Below are 17944 nucleotides of genomic sequence, written 5' to 3' on the forward strand. Positions count from 1 at the left end.
GATTTTTCTGCCTGTGCTTTAGACATGAGGATGATAGGCAAACAGCGCCGGTGCGCCGCCCGTATGAATAAACAGAATCGGCCCTTCATCCTTAAAGCGCTTCTGGCTAATACCGTCGATCAGGCCCGCCATCGCTTTACCGGTATACACCGGATCCAGCAGGATCCCTTCCAGACGCGCCAGCAGTTTTACCGCCTCCGTCCCCTCTTCATTCGGGGTGCCGTAGCCTGGCGCGAAGTAGTCATCCCATAGAATAATATCGTGACTGGCGCTCACCTCCAGCTGCTGTGCCACCTCCTGCTGCAGGGTGACGACTTTCGGCTTTTGCATCGCGATACTGCGCGAGACGGTAATGCCAATCAGCTCAACTTCCGGCATCAGCTGCTCCAGCCCAACCGCCAGTCCGGCGTGGGTGCCCGCACTGCCAGAGGCCACCACCACCGAGGAGATCCCTACTGCGCCTTCACACTGCTGGGCAATTTCCAGTGCGCTTTCGACATAGCCCAGCGCACCCAGCGCGTTCGAGCCGCCCACAGGAATAACGTACGGACGAAAACCCTGCGCTTCGACGCGGGTCGCCAGCTCATGAAGCTGCGCCTGCGGATCGGTCAGTGCATCGCACATTTCGATTTGCACATTAAACAGATCCAGCAGCAGGCGGTTGCCGTTGCTGAGGTAGTTTTCCGCCCGGGTACCCATTGGGTTTTCCAGCAGCGCGACGCAGTTCAGGCCCAGTTTGGCCGCCACGGCGGCGGTCTGACGAACATGGTTGGACTGAATGGCACCGGCGGTAATCAACGTATCGGCCCCTTCGCGCAGGGCATCCGCCGCCAGAAACTCCAGTTTGCGCAGCTTATTGCCGCCCATTGCCATCGGCGTCACGTCATCACGCTTGATCAGAATGTCGCGCCCGAGGTAGTCCGATAAGCGGGGTAAATACTCCAGCGGCGTCGGTGCGCCGATAAATTCCAGGCGTGGAAAACGCGTTAAGTTCTGTAGTGACATGAAAACCTCCGTAACCCTGTCTAAGTCTGATGCTTTTTATTATGCACGCTGATCGCGAGGAAATAAAAAAGGCGCTTTGATAAGCGCCTTTTTTGTTAGCTAATAGCTTACTTTGTGATATCTGCCCCGAACCACTTCTCGGAGAGCGCCTTCAGGCTACCGTCTTTTTGCATCTCAGCGATGGCAGCATCGACAGCTTTGACCAGGTCTTCATTATCCTTACGGATCGCCACACCGGCTTCCTGACGGGAGAACGCGTCACCGGCAACGGCCAGCGTGTCTTTGGTTTTCTTCACCAGATCCAACGCCGCCAGACGGTCAACCAGAATGGCGTCGATACGGCCTACGCGCAGATCCTGGTATTTAGTCGGGTCATCATCATAGGTACGAATGTCCACGCCCTGTACGTTCTGGCGCAGCCACTCTTCGTAGTTGGTCCCCAGACCGACTCCGACTTTTTTCCCTTTCAGGTCTGCAGCCGATTTAATGGTGCCTTCGTTGCCTTTTTTCACCAGTGCCTGGATACCAGAGACAGTATACGGCGTGGAGAAATCGTACTTTTTCTTACGTTCGTCAGAAATAGTGACCTGGTTAATCACCACATCAATACGTTTTGAGTCCAGCGAGGCCAGCATGCCGTCCCATTTGGTCGGTTTCAACGACGCTTTCACGCCGAGGTGCTTCGCCAGCTCTTCCGCGAACTCGACTTCAAAACCGGTCAGTTTGCCGTCATCGCCCTGGAAGCTGAACGGAGGATAGGTCCCTTCCAGCCCCACCAGCAGCGTGCCGCGCTCTTTAACTTTGTTTAACAGACCTTCTGCCGCGAATGTTTTGACGCTCATACCGGCAACCAGCGCAACGGCCATAACACCCATCAGCGCCTGACGACCCAGAAGTGCTAATTTCATACTTACCCCGATATCATTGAAAATTTTGAGTGTAGTGTAGGGTGTTCAACCGCAAGGTCAAACACGACTGCGCTATATGTTATACCCAAAATAATTCGAGTTGCAGGACAAAGCGCATGCGCTTTGAACAACGCAAAGCGTTGGCCCTGAAAGGGCGAGGCCTTGCGCCGAGTAACGCGGCGACGCAGTGAGTCCCCAAGAGCTTACTCCAGTAAGTGACTGGGGTGAACGAGGAAAGCCAACGCGCATGCAACGTGAAGTATGACGGGTATATTCATTTTTAATATATATCAGATGTTGTCTCGAGGCTGACTTTCTGCCTGGTCGCCATCGGCATTTGCGTTTTAAATTGCGCGTATTTGCGCAGTGCAATCCGATAGTTATTGGTGCTGGTAGCAGGCAGCCAGGGTTCCAGATTTTCATCCAGATAGCCGGAGGTCAGCAGATCGCGGGAGATACGCTGCGTGGTCAGATGCTGGCCAAGGCGACGCAGACGCACGACATACTCGCGCACCGTGCCGTGGCTCATCTCTGTTTGTTCAAACAAGAACTGCTTAAAGCCGATGATGTCGAAGTAGTCGCTCTGCTCTTTGCAATGCAGATCGCCACAGAAACGACATAATGCCACCCACTCCTGCTGCTCTTCCTGCCAGCCAGCTTCATCGAGCAAGGTATCGAGGCGTGAAATCGCAATTTTATTGACGATTTCGCCGCGACGAACCAGCGTGATGCGGTCAAGTAACTTCTGGCAGTGGGCGCAATGCGTCTGGCTGTGTTTAAAGTCTTTAAGGTAGCGGCTTAATGGCCGTCTTTTAGATTGCTGCACCGTCATGATAACTCCTGGTTTCAATACGTTGTGCGGCACTTATCGGGTGATATACATCACCTATAACTTACCCAGTTTGGTACGTAAGCGTTTAATGGCCTGGCTGTGCAGCTGGCTAACCCGTGACTCCCCCACTTCCAGCACCGCACCAATCTCCTTGAGATTGAGCTCTTCCTGGTAATAGAGCGTCAGCACCAGCTGTTCACGTTCTGGTAAAGCTTCAATCGCTTCCATTACGCGCTGGCGCACGTTGCCTTCCATTAACTGGTGCAACGGGTTTTCCTGCTTGTGATCGTCAGTCACCAGTTCGATGCTATCGCCATGCTCTTCGCGCCACTCGTCATAGGAGAAGAGTTGGCTGTTATTGGTATCGAGCAACATCTGACGATATTCGACAATCGCGATACCCAGACGCTCCGCCACTTCGGTTTCGGTTGCGTTACGTCCAAGTTCCTGTTCCAGCTGTCCCATCGCCTGCGCCACTTCGCGTGCATTGCGGCGGACGCTGCGCGGCACCCAGTCACGGCTGCGCAGTTCATCCAGCATCGCACCACGAATACGCTGTACTGCATAAGTCGTAAATGCCGTTCCTTGCAGGGCGTCATACCGGTCTACTGCATTCAATAACCCGATCCCGCCCGCCTGTAGCAGATCGTCCAGTTCCACACTCGCCGGCAGTCGCACCTGCAGGCGCAATGCTTCGTGACGCACCAGCGGGACATAACGCTGCCACAGCGAGTGTTTATCCATTACACCATCAGCGGTATAGAGTGAATTCACGATAAACAGCCCTGCGTTAATTGAGTTATCGGCATGATTATCCGTTTCTGGAGGGGTTTTAATCGTGTGAATAGTGGGTGAAATGGGGGGTTATTTGGGGGTTATCCTGCTAATGCAGCCAACCCCATAATTAGTTAGTCTACAAACTCAATGTTCTGGTTAATGTTTTTAGCAGATCGTAACCATCCCAATGCAGGGAGAAATTCATCGTTTGACCAACAGCAACCACGCGGTCTATGCCCTTCGGGGCATGTCTGAGAATAAACTGCTCGACGACATTATTTGATACACCCAGGGTAGCAAATGTTTGACATTTCTCACCACAAACAGGAAGAATTTCATCAATCTTATCCACTGACCATTCATAAAAAAGACCATCGCCTTGATGATTTCCCAACATCTCCTGGGTAACATTTTTTACCTCAACACGGAAGATATGCCTGGTCGCAGAAGGTACATATTTCAACATCGGATCTTCGGCCACTCGCTGACAATATGCCACAAGCGCGTTGATGACCGAGGTAGCCTCCGGTGCAGGTTTGCGCCTCAACCACTCTTCAAAATGCTGCCAGAATACTTTCCTCGCAAGTTCCTTATTTTCACCAAGCCACACGACTAACTTAGGAGAGGTACATGCTTTTTGATTAGTTAAGAGTGTGTCATTAAAGAAATCTTCAGCAATACGTTGTTTATTAACGGCTGTCAGATAAAAATCCGCATCAATAATTGCAAGCGAATAGCGGTCAGCAAATGCAATATCAATCGCACCAGGGGTAAGCGGAATCTGGCGCATTAATGAAATCGTCTGATCTCCGCCCCAAATTAAACGAGACTGGCACATTGCAGACAAGGCATTGTTAATCTCTCGTTCGTGACCATACTCAACCAGACAAATAAAATCACGTATTACGTCATGCTCATCCAACGCCAAATTTATCAACTGACAAATAATATCAACCTGGGCAAAGGATCTGGAAGGTAAACGTACAATGTTTGCATTTCCTGTGAGTAACCCCGCAATCAAAGAGTAAGCGAAATTGACTGCAACATTTGATGGCGCAATATGAAATGCAACGCCCCGACCAAGCAGAAAGTCATTCGTACTATGCGTTTTCTTTAATTGCTCCAGAGAGGCTTTACGACACCAGAAACCCAGGGAAATGATATCGCTATAGGCACGTGCAGCCGGGAACGCTAGCAGTTTTTTGGACAATGTTTGAAGAAAACCCATCACCTCAGGATCGAAAGGTACACGTGGTTTTACAACATGCATCTTTTGCATGACGCCTGCATCACCCACACGATAACGCAATTGCTCAATATTCTGACGCATAGGTATCACTGCATCCTCTGATTTCAGCATTTTTCAGGCGCCCTAAAATATGGAAATACTTACCTGATCTACCGCACAAACAATCATCTTCACCCAACAGCACACCCTCGTCTTCAGTGAGCAGCGAATGACCCGGATAGGATTCCGGAATGGTAGACAATACCTGAATAATACCCGGCGTCCCCTGTGGGCAGACGGACAACGTCAGCGGGTCGCGAATAATTACATCGGAGAAAATACTGGCATGTAAATGACCATGCTCACACTGCATATAGATGCAACCGGTCTGTTCCACCATGCCATAGTAATCATATATTTTTGTCAGCCCGCTGACGCTATATAGCGCTTCGGCAAAAGCATTGGCGGATACTGCCTGTGCATGTAATTTTTTCCAGCCGCCACCATGAATCAGAATGCCATTTGAGAGATTAACTCTGCGGCCGCTTGTTTTTAGGGCCTGGTAAAAATGCTGCCAAACCATAAATGTAAAACCAAAAAGCAAGACAGGTTTACCTTCATGTCGCATCAGGAATGCGTCGACAGCTTCAATGTCCAACTCCATTGATTCTGTCAATGCCCAGCAGCGTTCAGAACCAAACATGGAAAACCCGAGAATCCCCGCCCCGCGCGCTGAAAACATATTTCGATCTTTCATCACCGCGGGAGTGTCAATAATCAGCATAGGCAAACGCCCTGCACCGGTAAAATGGCTGACAATCCGCACGAGTATTTTTTGCTGGTGAGTTGCAGTCGTTTTATCCAAAAATATACGCGACACTGCCTGCCCAGTGGTACCTGATGAAGTCATGGTTTTTACCACTGATTCCTCAGGAACACTTTTTAGCTTTAAGGTTTTAAAAAGCGCAACAGGTAGAAAAGGGACATCTTCAGGTTGTGCCATTTCTGAACTGTCGTAACCGAGTCCTTGTAAAATGTTACGGTAGGGTTCGCAATTCTCTCTATGCAGTTCGGTGAGCGCATTCAGACGTTTAATTAGATGCTGACGCTTCACTTCACGAGTAAAAGCGTAAGGCGGATGTGCCAACCAGGCTTCAAATTCCTTCACTTTGTACCTCTAACTGATGATAAAGCGTTTTACCCGCAGCATTTTTTTGAATTGCATCAATACTGTTCACTGTGAAAGCTGAATGATGAAGATGGCAGGTTTGCGCCAGATATTGTTTGACAGCAGAGGTTGCCGAAGCGTCGGTAATAAAGATTCTAATATTGTCGTCACTGCCAATAGCGGCACACTCCAGCGACGGAAACTCATTCAATACCAGATGTTCAAGTTCATCCAGTCCTACACGATTACCGAATACTTTCAGGAATCGCGCTTTACGGCCCACAATAGTATAAAACCCATCGCTGTCCCTTACAGCCAGATCCCCGGTTGCCAGCCTTCCTTGTCGCTCATCACCTTTTGCCAGATCGCTGCGACGAATCGCATAACCCAGAGAGACATTTGGACCATAATAAACAAGTTCACCACATTTACCTGAATCGGAAATTTCATTTCCTTCATCATCTTCAAGCGCAAAAGATCCACCCGGGATCGCTATTCCCATCGCTCCGGGTTTTTCTACTGTATTTTCGACGGGCAGATACCCCATGCGCGACGTTGCTTCTGCAGCACCATACATTATGAAGAAGCGCAGCCCTTTGTCTGACGCCCACTTCGCCATCTGGCTGTGCAATTCCGGACGCAACTTACCTCCAGCCTGAGTAAGCGTTGTTAGCGAAGGGAGTTCCATGCGGGTAAACCGTAATTTATGCAGTATTTCCCAGCTGTAAGGCACACCTGAAAGTGATGTCGCCTTATTCTCCTTGAGAAAGCGCCAGAATGTCGGTTGTACAGGACTGCTATTGGTAAGCAGCAAGGTTGCACCTTGCGCCAGGTGAGTATTGATGATCGATAAACCATAGACATAATTCATCGGTAGCCAAGCGAGGGGACGCTCACAACTGTCAATGTCGAGATAATCGACAATGCTGCGCGTATTGGCCATCAAATTTTGATAGCTCTGACGCACCACTTTTGGGCTACCGGTAGAACCCGAAGTCGCGATCAGCAATGCGAGCTGATTGTCCATTTCGGGAGCGTTTTGATTCAAATCTTGCAGCGCATAGCCTGTCTCTGTTTGCCGCCAAAGATACCCCGGCTGGTAACATCCAATGAGTTGCTTGAGCAACTCAGGGGCAATATCGTTATCCAGCAACAGTGTAACTGCGCGCGCATTCAAGCAGGCGAGATATCCAACAAGGGAATCGACGCTGTTATTGCATAGACAAAATACCAGCGAACGAGCCGGGATCCGTGCCGCTAATGACGTGACCAAATCTGCCAACTGGCGGTAACTTAGTTCAACATTTTGATCGTCGATAATCGCGATGTTATCGCCGTAGCGCTCAAGCTGCCAGAATGCGGTCATAATTCCTGTTCCAAAATTGCTCCCGCAATTTGCGGCGCGGTGAGACCGTTTTGTTCAAGCATCCACTGATATTCTCCCGCGTGGCCGTATCCCTGCGGGATCCCCAGCGTTAACAAACGCGGTGCATTCTGCTGCGTAACAAGAAACTCCGCGATAGCGCTACCCAGACCCCCAATCACGCTGTGCTCTTCCACGCTTACGATGAGTTTGCAACCAAGTTGATTCTTCAGCGTCTCGATATCAAGCGGCTTGATGGAATACATATCGACCACGCTGCATTGGATCCCACGTTCACTGAGTAGTTCTGCGGCCTTAAGCGAAGCCGATACCATGCTGCCGGTCGCGATAAGCGACACATCGGCACCTTCACGTAGCAGGTTTGATTTGCCAGGAATAAATTCGCAGAACTCACGATAAACAATCGGTGTTCGCATCCCCCCCGTCAGACGAAGATACACAGGCCCGTCATATTTGGCGGCAGTCAACGTCATTAACGCTGTAGCGGTGGCATCTGCTGGGGAAAGGATCGTCAAATTCGCGATGGCACGTAATGCGGCAATATCTTCGATACCGTAATGCGTCGTACCAAACATCCCCATCGCAAAGCCGGAAGCTAACCCGACGACCTTAATGTTACCCTGCAGATAGCCCAGATAATGTCGCATCTGTTCGCAGGCTCGCAGTGCCGCAAAGTTGGCAAACGTCGTTGCAAATGGAATGCTTCCCTGGGAAGCAATTCCTGCGGCGACGCCAATCAGGTTTTGCTCGGCTATACCAACATTAAGATAACGCTCAGGAAATGCGAGACTAAAACGCTCCATACCTGAAGTGATCCCAAGATCGGCGGTCAATCCTACGATATTCGGGTTTTGTTGAGCCAGGTTCAACAGCGTGATACCAAATGCTCCACGCGTTCCCATCATCGACCAGGCACGGACGTCAGCTGGCGAGACGGAAATCTTCATTTCAGTTCCTCCAGCGCTGCCTGGTACTGTTCTTTCGAGAGTTTTGCTCGGTGAAAAGCATTGTTATTTTCCATAAAGGAGATCCCCTTTCCTTTAATTGTGCTGGCAATAATGGCTTTAGGCTTGCCATTCGACATTGCTGCAAACGCGTGTTGCAATGCATCGATATCATGTCCGTCGCATGTTTCTACGTGCCAGCCACAAGCCTGCCAGAGCGCAGGGAAATTCATCTTTAGTGTTTGCTCACAGGAAATATCCGACTGAAAGCCATTCAAATCCACGATCGCCGTGAGATTGTTTAATCCATGATGTGCGGCAAACAGTGCACTTTCCCAGATAGATCCTTCGTTACACTCACCATCACCAATCACGACATAGCTGTGCCAGGGTTGCTGCTTGAGGTGCTGATGCCAGGCAATGCCACTGGCATAGCCAATCCCATGTCCGAGTGAACCACCAGCAAAATCAATACCCAGCGCTGGATTCATCGGTGTTAACGCGGGGAATAAGGATCCATTGTGATCAAATGTCATCAACTGTTCGCTGCTTATTACGCCGTAGTGATGCAACGTCGTGTATAGCGCCAAAGCCGCATGCCCTTTGCTTAGTAGAAAGCGGTCACGTTCCAGCGACGCCATGTCATTCGGCTGAAAGTGCATGACTGATCCATACAGCACCGTCGCGATATCGACCATCGACAATGCCGATCCCAGATGCACGCCATCCACAGGGGCATGAAAAGCCACATCAATAATGGAGCGACGAATTTGACGCGCCGCCTGTTGCAACGGGCTGTATGAAGTCATCGTAATCCACCATCCACACGGAGGGTTTGCCCGGTGACATAACTTGAAAGTTCGGAAACTAAAAATACCGCAGCATCCGCGATGTTTGTCGGGTTGCCAAGACGGCGTAAATCAGTTTGGTTACGGGTCAATTCGATCACAGCCGCTGGCATTGTTTCCAACATATCCGTATCCGTGATTCCCGGTGCAATGCAGTTCGCACGAATCCCTGAATCACCCAATTCTGCAGCAATTGATTGAGTCAAAGCGATAACAGCTGCTTTCGACGCTCCATAAGCGGATTTGCCCGCATTACCATCCTGAGCGGCGGTTGAGGCTATATTCACAATACTGCCCTGTCTCTGCCGAACCATCAGTTTGGATACCGCTTGTGTAAAATTGAATAATGCAAAAAAATTCACTTCGAATTGCTGGCGCAAAGCTTGTTCTGTGGTCATCTGAAACAACGCATTGAGCGTGATTCCCGCGTTATTTACCAGCCCATGCAGCGGACGTTTCTCGCTCATCAATTTCTTCACCGCGAGCTTCATTGCTATTGTGTCCGTGAGCTCAAAACAGAGCGGCCAAATTTCCACACCATGACGCATGGCAGTTGATGCCATATCGGTTAAAAAATCATCGTCAGCGCTGCGGGCGTGCGCATAAATATTTGCACCGTTTGCCGCGAAGACCTCAATCATTGCGCGCCCAATTCCGCGTTTACAGCCGGTGATAATGACATTTTTATCTTTTAGCATCTTAAAAGCTCCTTAATGACCCATCCCACCATCAACGCGAATGACCTGACCCGTAACGTAATTTGCTGCATCGGAAGCGAGCCAACATAAGGTATTAGCCACCTCTTCCGCTAACCCAAGGCGCGGAATCGCCGCAGTCGATAGTTTTCCTGACAATACCGATTCCGGCAGGTTTTCTGTCATCGCTGTCTGGATAACACCAGGTGCAACTGCATTAACGCGAATACCCTGCGGCGCAAGCTCGGCAGAGAGTGTTTTGGTGGCGGCTATCATTGCCGCTTTCGATGCGGAATAGGCCAATTGCCCAACATTACCGTCAAGCCCTGAAATACTCGCGATGTTGAGAACACAGCCACTTTTATTACGCAGCATCAAACGTGTGATGTATTGAGTGAAGATCATCTGCGAAAAGAAATTGATGCTAAACGTTTTTTGCAATTGATCCATCGTCATCATGGGGAATAGCGCATCCATTGCCACACCTGCCACGTTCACTAAGATATCGACAGGCTGTTTGGCTTTTTGAATCGTTATAGCCGCCTGTTTAATAGAAGCATCATCCAGCATATCGAAGCAGACAGGGGTTATCGTCACATTATGCTCTTCGCCTAATTTTTCGATAAATGTTAAAAAATCGGCATCTTCATGCTGGATGCAGGCAAACAGGTTGGCCCCCTGGCGGGCAAAGGTAGTCAACGTCGATTTACCTATCCCCTGCAAGCATCCTGTAATAACCGCAGTTTTCCCAGCCAGCAACATATTTGCCTCTCTTTTCATCAGGCTACTTCAACATCATATTTTTTAAGGATCTCTTTACCTTTTTCCCAGGAAGAAAAATCGATAATGTCTTCGGTATCCATCATAATATCGAAGGTTTCTTCCAACGCAGCAATCATGCTCATATGGCCGACAGAATCCCATGACGGTGTATCCTGATATTTATATCCGGACAAAACATCCTCAGAAACCTCAAAGGTTTCAACGAAAATCGTGTTGTATTTTACTAAATTAGTCATTGCATTTAACTCCATATAAAACAAATTATTTAAAAACTTTTCGCTGCTCATTTTTACGCATCGCACGAGCAGGATTCCCCAAAGCAATCGTTGCTTCAGGAATATCGTTAAAGACCGCGCTTCCCAGCCCAATAATGGCATCAGAGCCAATGGTGGTATTCTCTTTTACTGCGCAGTTCATGCCAATAAATACACGATCCCCTACCTGACAATGTCCGGCCAACGTAACATTACTGGAGACAACACTGTGCGCCCCCAGGCGGGTGTCATGACCAAGACAACAATGCGGTTGAACCAGCGTGTTATCCCCAACAGAGACATCACAGGAGATAAATGCGCGATCGCAAATAATTGCACCAACGCCAATATCACTTCCCGGCGGAATGAATACTGAAGGATGGATAAGCGTGGCAAGGCATGTTTTGCTGAGAATCTTTTCTGCTAATTTCTGCCGCGCGACAGGTTCACCCACCGCGATACTTATTTCGGTAATGCCATAATCAATCTGTGCAAAACGATAGACTGGGACACCAGAAACCTCAGCATCGTCAATGACGTCATCGATAAAAAAAATCTCATCCCACCGGGAGGAACGATTAATTTGTTGGGCGAGCATGAGTATTTCGCGGCCTAATCCACCTGCGCCAAAAATACCAAGTTTCATGCCAGTTCCTCGACAATCAACGAAGATGGCGATTGGTTTTCCGATATCGCCCCATACTGACGAATCAATCGCACAATGCGATCCTGATCCTCATGCGTTAAGTCAGGGAAAATGGGCAGGCACAGGATTTTTTGGGAAGTCGTTTCCGCCACTGGCAGTTTATCTGGACTGGCAGAAGGCAAATGTCGGTACATAGAAAATGAACTGATCAACGGATAGAAATAGCGACGAGTGTAAATATTATCTTCTTTCAGCTTCTCATAAAGCGCGTCGCGGCTAACAGGATAAGACTCATCCACAATGACTGGAAAATAAGCGTGATTCCATTCTACATTCTCCGGTGCATTGAAGTATGAAATACCCTCAACATCATTCAGCAATTCACAATAGCGTTCGTAAATGGCTTTACGCGCTGCCAGAGCCGCATCAATATGCTTCATTTGTACCAGCCCAAAAGCAGCCTGGACTTCGTTCATTTTTGCATTAATGCCCGGTGCGACTACCGTTGTTTCCCCGGCAAAACCAAAGTTTTTCAAGTAATCAATGCGCTGTTTCATTTTGATGTCAGGGCAGATAATAGCCCCCCCTTCAATAGTATTAAAAACTTTGGTCGCATGGAAACTGAGAATAGAAAGGTCGCCGCAGTTAAGTATACTCTGCCCGCTTTTTTTGACCCCAAAGGCATGAGCCGCATCGTAAATGACTTTCAAACCATAAATATCAGCAATTTTCTGAATCTTATCAACGTCGCAGGGAATGCCGTAGCAATGAACGGGCATAATTGCCGTTGTCTGTGGAGTAATGAGCTCCTCAATGCGCTGAGGATCGATATTAAAGGTGTGCGGATCGATATCGGCAAACACCGGCGTTAAGCCATTCCACAACAACGTATGTGATGTCGCAACAAATGAATACGGTGTGGTGATCACTTCACCTGTTACGCGTAGTGCCTGCAACGCGGTCAACAGCGCAAGCGTCCCATTTGCAAACAGACATACGTGCTTCACGCCAAGGTAACGCGCCAGAGCTTCTTCCAGTTCCTGGTGGAATTCACCGCCATTAGTGAGGATCCGGTTCTGCCAGATTTTCTCAAGATACGGCATGAACTCCTCAAGAGGAGGCAGTAAGGGACTGGTGACAAAAATATTATCGCCCATGGGCAAACCTGCGAGTAATGAGAAATTGTCTCATCATAGCGAAAGGCAGCATCTGTTCATCGGCAAAATAACCTACATTTTACAGCCTATTTGAACTGACCAGATGCACCGTTTCTCAGGCCCCGCCATCACCGAGTTAAGCGATGAAAAAGGCATCTGTTTTGCACCTTCGGCGGAGAATTTCCCACAAAGTTTGCTGCCAGTTCAATATTACCCGTCCCCGCCCTACGCCCAACAGGCATTGATATTACTTCAAATAGAGACTGACAGGTATTCAGGCAAACAGATAGCATTGATGCGCTGCCTGCCTTATTTCCGGGCGAGTCGTCAGGCGATGCCAGTCCGGCAGTCTCTAATTCGCAATGACCAACTCACGTGGCGCTTCTCCAGAACAATATATTTGCCATGCCTCACGAAGCGCTTTTTCAAAAGTGGCGGCAACATTAAAGCCTGCTTCATTTTCAACAGGAATTTTGGCGCGCATTCCCCGACGAATCGCCGCAAGTTCAGGGATCTTATCTCCCCAGCTAACAGCATTATTGATGTAATCCTGTTCGTCAGTGGCGATAAACTGCTCAAGTTTGTAAGCGCTCATAATATCGACTCCCTGCAGGCAAGGAAGGGTTGGGCCACTCAACGTAAGGGTCGGCACCCCCATCCAGGCGCCGTGATGCGTCGTGGTCCCACCGGTGTAGGGGAACGTATCCAATAAAATATCGATTTCATGATGATAGGAAAGGTATTCATCCAGTCCAACCCGTTCTCTGAATATCAACCTGTCTTCAGTAATACCCAGACTCTGCATGCGTTTTGACATGGCAGCGACCATGTTTGCATCTGCCATAAACCCCATGAGCAGTTTTGACTGCGGATACGCCCGCATAATTTTTGCCCATACGCCAAGCACATGGTCATTGAGCTTTTTGGCCCGGTTAAAGCTCCCAAACGTAATATATCCATTGCGCAGTGCAGGTAGCTCATAAATTTCCGGGCAGCGTGGATGCGGTTCAAAGCACTTACGCGTTTCGACAAACATGATGTTCTCAGATAACTGTTCTCTGAGAACCCGGGAGTGCATCAGGGTCGTCGGCAGTAAAAAATAATCCATTTGATCAAGACCCGTCGTGCCGGGATAACCTATCCAGGTTATTTGTATCGGAGCCGGGCGCAGAGCGAAAACGGGCAAGCGGTTATAAGCGGTATGTCCTGACAGGTCGAATAGGATATCTATTTCATCTTCCGCGATGAGATTTGCCAGTTCAATATCGCTGAGAGCATCGACCTGACGCCATAAAGTCGATGTATCGCGGAAATGCTGATACATACTGTCATTACTTATGAAAAACGTACTATAAGCGATCAGTTCAAACTTATCGCGATCCACCGCATTCCAGCAAGGAAGTAAAAAATTAGCCACCGGATGATGGCGCAAATCTCCTGAGACAAACCCTATCCGCAGTTTACGACCGGGTTCTTTGGTATTTTTTAAAGTAGGTTTTAACTCGCACCCTTTAGCCCACTCATTAGCACGGCGACCAAATTCTCGATGTTTCTCCAGGAGATTCTGAGGATCTACCGTCGCATCGTGGCTCATGATAAATAATAAATTACTGAAATGACCGAAATTAAACTCACTCATTTCAACGGCTTTTTCCATGAAGTAACGCGCTTCAGCCATTTTATGGATGTCGCTCAACACAATCCCCGTCCATCCGAGAGAACTGGCCGTTGGATGTTGGAACCGCATAATTTCACGACAGCATTTTTCCGCCAGGGTCATATCCCCGTAGGCATGATGCAGTGACGCAAGAATTAGCCAGTAATCGATATTTTTCTTATTCAGGCGAAGCAATGCGCGAGCAATTTGTCTCGCCGCATAAAACTCACGCTTTCGCTGAAGAGTCATAGCGAGATCATAGAAAATATCCATGCTGGAGAAATAGTGGCTCATTAATCGGCAGAGAGAAGTGAGAGCATCATCCCAGGCAAAGGTTAAAACGCAAGCCCTGGAATGACAGCGGAGCACATGAATATTTTCAGGGTCTTTATCCATTAATTCGCGCGCATAATCCCTGGCGCCTTTAAAATTCCCTTTATTAATGAAAGCATTAACATGGTCATAAGTATCATTAACACCGGTATCGGCCATGACCGTTCCCAACATGTCATCGCCGATCAGTCCACCTTGTTTGTCGCTGACACTTAATAACAGTAAGAACATTATCTGAGGTTTTAGGACATCGAGCATTCCTGCACGAAGATAACATTGCACCTGTTTTTTCCACGCTTCTGGCGAACCAATCAGTAAGCCTTTCATTTTCAACGTTGAAAAATGGGTCCAGCCGTCTTGATTCGGAGTATGCATTTCGTGGCGAAGATAATTCCATTCTTCAGGCGTTAATGAAACCGACTCTCCCCAGAGATTCATCATCGATATATCTGCAACGGGACGAGCGTCGGGTAACCCCCCTATAGGTTCCAGAGAAACATTCTGCGCAGCATTGTATGGACCCGGAGAAACACTCCAGAATAGCCCCTCTGTACTGGTCATAAAGAGCGTCTTCAATGTTTCCAGCACGCTCTCCTGAATATCATCCTGTGTTTCAGGTGCACGACAATTAAACACTAACTGCTCGAAACTTAACGACATCGGCCAGGCACTGCCCAGCAATTCCATAATTCGGATGATTAATCCATTATCGCTGCGGATAAGCTTGCCGTTGCTGGTCCTGAAGAGATGAGGGGCTTTTTCTGCATGGTACTCTGCAGGGATAAAACATCCAGCCCAATGCAATTTTTTCAGATGACTAAAGTTCGGCGCTACCGGCGTCGTGATGATGTGTTGCTGACAAAGCAGGGTAAAACGCTCACGCCGTTGAACAGCGTAATCGAGATACTGTTGCGCCATCGCGCGGCTGGCACCGGTGCTCACTGCACTGAGCATTTGTTCAATATCAGGCCCGTAATAGCTCCCCGCCTCATACTGCGGCAGGAGATCCCCTAAATACTGCAAACCAGCTGCTTCAGCCTGTGTAGTGAAGTCATCCAGCGTGCAGACGCCATCCGCAGGAGTCAGGTAAGCCAACGTCAGCGTGGTATCATCCATTTTCTCAGCGGCAAGTGCTTCGTCTTTCAACGCCCCTTCTTCCAGCGTAATCAGCATAAAACTCAGCATGGCCCGGGCCGTCTCGAGCGGATCGCTCTCCTCACCGGCACGCGCAAGATGGAAGCGTAACGCCTCACCTAACGACACGCAGGGCGCGCTTCCTGGCAGTAACATCCACCTGATCGCAATCACGCCATGGGAGGATAAATGCGCTTTACTCCATTGAAGCAGCGCTTCCCGTTCGATTTTTCCAAGGAATGAAAATTTCTGATGAATGATGATGTAATCAAATTCACCGGGATCCGCGGCGATCAGGTCGCCCAATCCGGCGGCAAACAACTCTACGTTAGTGCAACCGGCCTCTGCTACATGCTGTTGTCCCTGCAAAATATCCTGCTCATCAATATCGATACCGATGGCAATGCTCTGAGGGTAGGCATGGGCCTGCATAATAAGCCGGGACGCCGAACCACAGCCGATCTCCAGGATGCGGGCGGTTGCAGGGAGTGGCGTCGCAAGCTCATTAAGCGCGGCAGCGGCATGAATGGCTTCGGGGCTAACCCGGTAGCTCGGATAGAGAGTCGTCACGGTTGGTTCCAGGTCCTGGTTGTTCTGATAGCGGTATATGAATAATTAGCGTTTAAACTTTTGTATCAGCGACGCTTTATAATCTTTTGCCGGTCCGTCGAGCGTCTCAGCGAGCCAACAGAAGGCTTCCACCGTGTATTCGCTATCAAGTATTGATGTTCGTTCAGGTCGGGAGACAGCCAGTTGATCCATCGCGGCGAGGGTGTCCAGACTTGCAGAGAGAGCAACTTGTTCGAGACCCGCTGCAGAGTTCCCGCCGCTCAGGTTGGCGTCGATAAAACGCGCAACCCGCTCAAAGTAGCGTTGGGCAACCCCACCAGGTGCTGCATAGATAAAGCCAGCAAAAACGTCTTCCCAGAACGGGGAGGATTCGCTGTGTAGTAACATCAGCGGGCTCTCTGAAGGTGACCAGCGCTGACGAATAAGCACGTTACAATTGACTGCAATAACAGGCGTGCCGAATGTCTGCAGCGCATGACGCAGGAAAATGAGACGGCGCGATGCGGCGTAAATGGCCATGTCATCATTCACGGCTATTTTTTCAAGGCTGGCAGAAATATGGAGTTCAGGCAGTCGATCACGAAGCGACGTGATGCTCTGTTTAACTTCATCATCACAATTGTAGAGATGCAGGTGGACGTCAAGAACATCACGGTTGGTTTCATAAGCCGAGTAGATCAGCGGTAGTGCGTGTTCGAAATATTCTTCTTTATTACAGGTCACCAGCACCGTTGTTTTGTCGCTTGAGGTTTTTTCAAACCACGCGTCGTAGCCAGCGTCAGCAATCACATACTTGTCATCATTCAGCGATCTGAAATCAATGTAGGAATCCGGTACACCACCGAGCTTATAGATGCCGCAGGTGATCATTAACAGCGCGATAGGATCTTCGCCGATCAGCGCGGCATCTTCGGTCAATGCTTGAATCACGACCATCGCCTGATTGTAGTCATCCTCCATTAAGCAGATAAGCAGGAGGATTTTCAGCACCGGCGCTGAATGACTGACTAACGACAGGTTGTTGTTGATTAAAAACAGTGCAGACGCGATCTCATTGACGCGGAACAGAATCTGAATCGCGGCGACAAGATAGTTAACGTTATTATCATCTTTTAAGGCTGCGACAACGTACTCGATGATTTGGGTGGCTGTTTCTGCAGAAATCCGTAACTGCTCTTCTGATTTGGCCTCGTCAAGCGCATGGTTTGCCAGAATGATTGCACAAAGGAGATTTTTTAAGGCCTCGTCTTTTTCGGGTGCCAGACCGGTTTTTACGTCACGTATCTGCGGTCCAAGAATATCGAGTTTGGCGCTCTTAAACGTAAAGATCTCAGCGACAAGATGCACAGGCATAACATCGGCTTCAATGAGCTCAATATGCCTGGTAAATACATTGCGATAAAACTGACGCATAGCCCGGCTACGTGCAAATTCACTCATCGTAATTACTCATCGGTAATATGTCGTCAGACGACCTGAAAGGGGATTTTACGCAGATTAGCATTGCACGATGAGGGGCTATGGAAGGAAAACACCGCTAATTGCTAGCTTAATTTGAACATTACGAAATGGGATATTCCGACTTAATGCAATAAAAAAAGGCTGCTGTTTCCAGCAACCT

At 48.9% G+C, this 17944-nt stretch carries 16 protein-coding genes; all 16 read right to left on the reverse strand.

The genetic code is table 11. The features are described from left to right. Positions 1-18: 18 nt before the first annotated feature. The 16 genes from dcyD to M8013_RS15155 all read right to left on the reverse strand — a co-directional run bounded on the left by dcyD (position 19) and on the right by M8013_RS15155 (position 17763). A complete protein-coding gene (dcyD, locus tag M8013_RS15080; RefSeq protein WP_271268612.1) occupies positions 19-1005 on the reverse strand; it encodes a D-cysteine desulfhydrase in 987 nt (328 codons plus the stop codon). A gap of 107 nt (positions 1006-1112) precedes the next feature. After that, complete coding sequence (tcyJ, locus tag M8013_RS15085; protein WP_271268613.1) at positions 1113-1913, reverse strand: cystine ABC transporter substrate-binding protein; 801 nt, start codon at positions 1911-1913, stop codon at positions 1113-1115. Positions 1914-2193: 280 nt separating this feature from the next. Then, on the reverse strand, positions 2194-2745 hold the full coding sequence (gene fliZ / locus M8013_RS15090; RefSeq protein WP_271268614.1) for a flagella biosynthesis regulatory protein FliZ: 552 nt from the start codon (positions 2743-2745) through the stop codon (positions 2194-2196). A 54-nt stretch (positions 2746-2799) separates the two neighbouring features. Beyond that, complete coding sequence (locus M8013_RS15095; protein WP_271268615.1) at positions 2800-3519, reverse strand: RNA polymerase sigma factor FliA; 720 nt, start codon at positions 3517-3519, stop codon at positions 2800-2802. A gap of 139 nt (positions 3520-3658) precedes the next feature. After that, on the reverse strand, positions 3659-4852 hold the full coding sequence (locus M8013_RS15100) for an acyl-CoA reductase (RefSeq protein ID WP_271268616.1): 1194 nt from the start codon (positions 4850-4852) through the stop codon (positions 3659-3661). Continuing rightward, positions 4836-5918 (reverse strand): LuxE/PaaK family acyltransferase, encoded by a 1083-nt coding sequence (locus M8013_RS15105; protein WP_271268617.1) that lies wholly within the window; start codon positions 5916-5918, stop codon positions 4836-4838. The genes M8013_RS15100 and M8013_RS15105 overlap by 17 nt, the downstream gene beginning before the upstream one ends. Then, on the reverse strand, positions 5905-7284 hold the full coding sequence (locus tag M8013_RS15110; RefSeq protein ID WP_271268618.1) for an AMP-binding protein: 1380 nt from the start codon (positions 7282-7284) through the stop codon (positions 5905-5907). The genes M8013_RS15105 and M8013_RS15110 overlap by 14 nt, the downstream gene beginning before the upstream one ends. Continuing rightward, positions 7281-8249: a transketolase family protein gene (locus tag M8013_RS15115; protein ID WP_271268619.1), complete on the reverse strand. Its 969-nt coding sequence runs from the start codon at positions 8247-8249 to the stop codon at positions 7281-7283. Before M8013_RS15115 ends, M8013_RS15110 begins: the two co-directional genes overlap by 4 nt. After that, positions 8246-9055, reverse strand: a complete 810-nt coding sequence (locus M8013_RS15120) for a transketolase (protein ID WP_271268620.1) — start codon at positions 9053-9055, stop codon at positions 8246-8248. Before M8013_RS15120 ends, M8013_RS15115 begins: the two co-directional genes overlap by 4 nt. Beyond that, entirely contained in the window at positions 9052-9792 is a 741-nt protein-coding gene (locus M8013_RS15125) for an SDR family NAD(P)-dependent oxidoreductase (RefSeq protein WP_271268621.1), read from the reverse strand. Before M8013_RS15125 ends, M8013_RS15120 begins: the two co-directional genes overlap by 4 nt. A 12-nt stretch (positions 9793-9804) precedes the next feature. Further along, a complete protein-coding gene (locus M8013_RS15130; RefSeq protein ID WP_271269097.1) occupies positions 9805-10551 on the reverse strand; it encodes an SDR family NAD(P)-dependent oxidoreductase in 747 nt (248 codons plus the stop codon). Positions 10552-10568: 17 nt separating this feature from the next. Next, complete coding sequence (locus tag M8013_RS15135; RefSeq protein WP_271268622.1) at positions 10569-10808, reverse strand: acyl carrier protein; 240 nt, start codon at positions 10806-10808, stop codon at positions 10569-10571. Between the two features lie 25 nt (positions 10809-10833). After that, positions 10834-11472 carry an acetyltransferase gene (locus M8013_RS15140; RefSeq protein WP_271268623.1) on the reverse strand — a complete coding sequence of 213 codons (639 nt, stop codon included), beginning with the start codon at positions 11470-11472 and terminating at the stop codon, positions 10834-10836. Further along, the gene (locus tag M8013_RS15145) at positions 11469-12629 is read right to left on the reverse strand and encodes a DegT/DnrJ/EryC1/StrS family aminotransferase (RefSeq protein WP_271268624.1); all 1161 of its coding nucleotides are present in this window, start codon (positions 12627-12629) and stop codon (positions 11469-11471) included. Before M8013_RS15145 ends, M8013_RS15140 begins: the two co-directional genes overlap by 4 nt. 352 nt (positions 12630-12981) lie before the next feature. Then, a complete protein-coding gene (locus M8013_RS15150) occupies positions 12982-16323 on the reverse strand; it encodes an O-linked N-acetylglucosamine transferase family protein (protein WP_271268625.1) in 3342 nt (1113 codons plus the stop codon). 45 nt (positions 16324-16368) lie between these two features. Further along, positions 16369-17763 carry a hypothetical protein gene (locus tag M8013_RS15155; RefSeq protein ID WP_271268626.1) on the reverse strand — a complete coding sequence of 465 codons (1395 nt, stop codon included), beginning with the start codon at positions 17761-17763 and terminating at the stop codon, positions 16369-16371. Positions 17764-17944 lie beyond the last annotated feature (181 nt).

Source organism: Silvania confinis, from assembly GCF_025564085.1.
Taxonomy (GTDB): domain Bacteria; phylum Pseudomonadota; class Gammaproteobacteria; order Enterobacterales; family Enterobacteriaceae; genus Enterobacter; species Enterobacter confinis.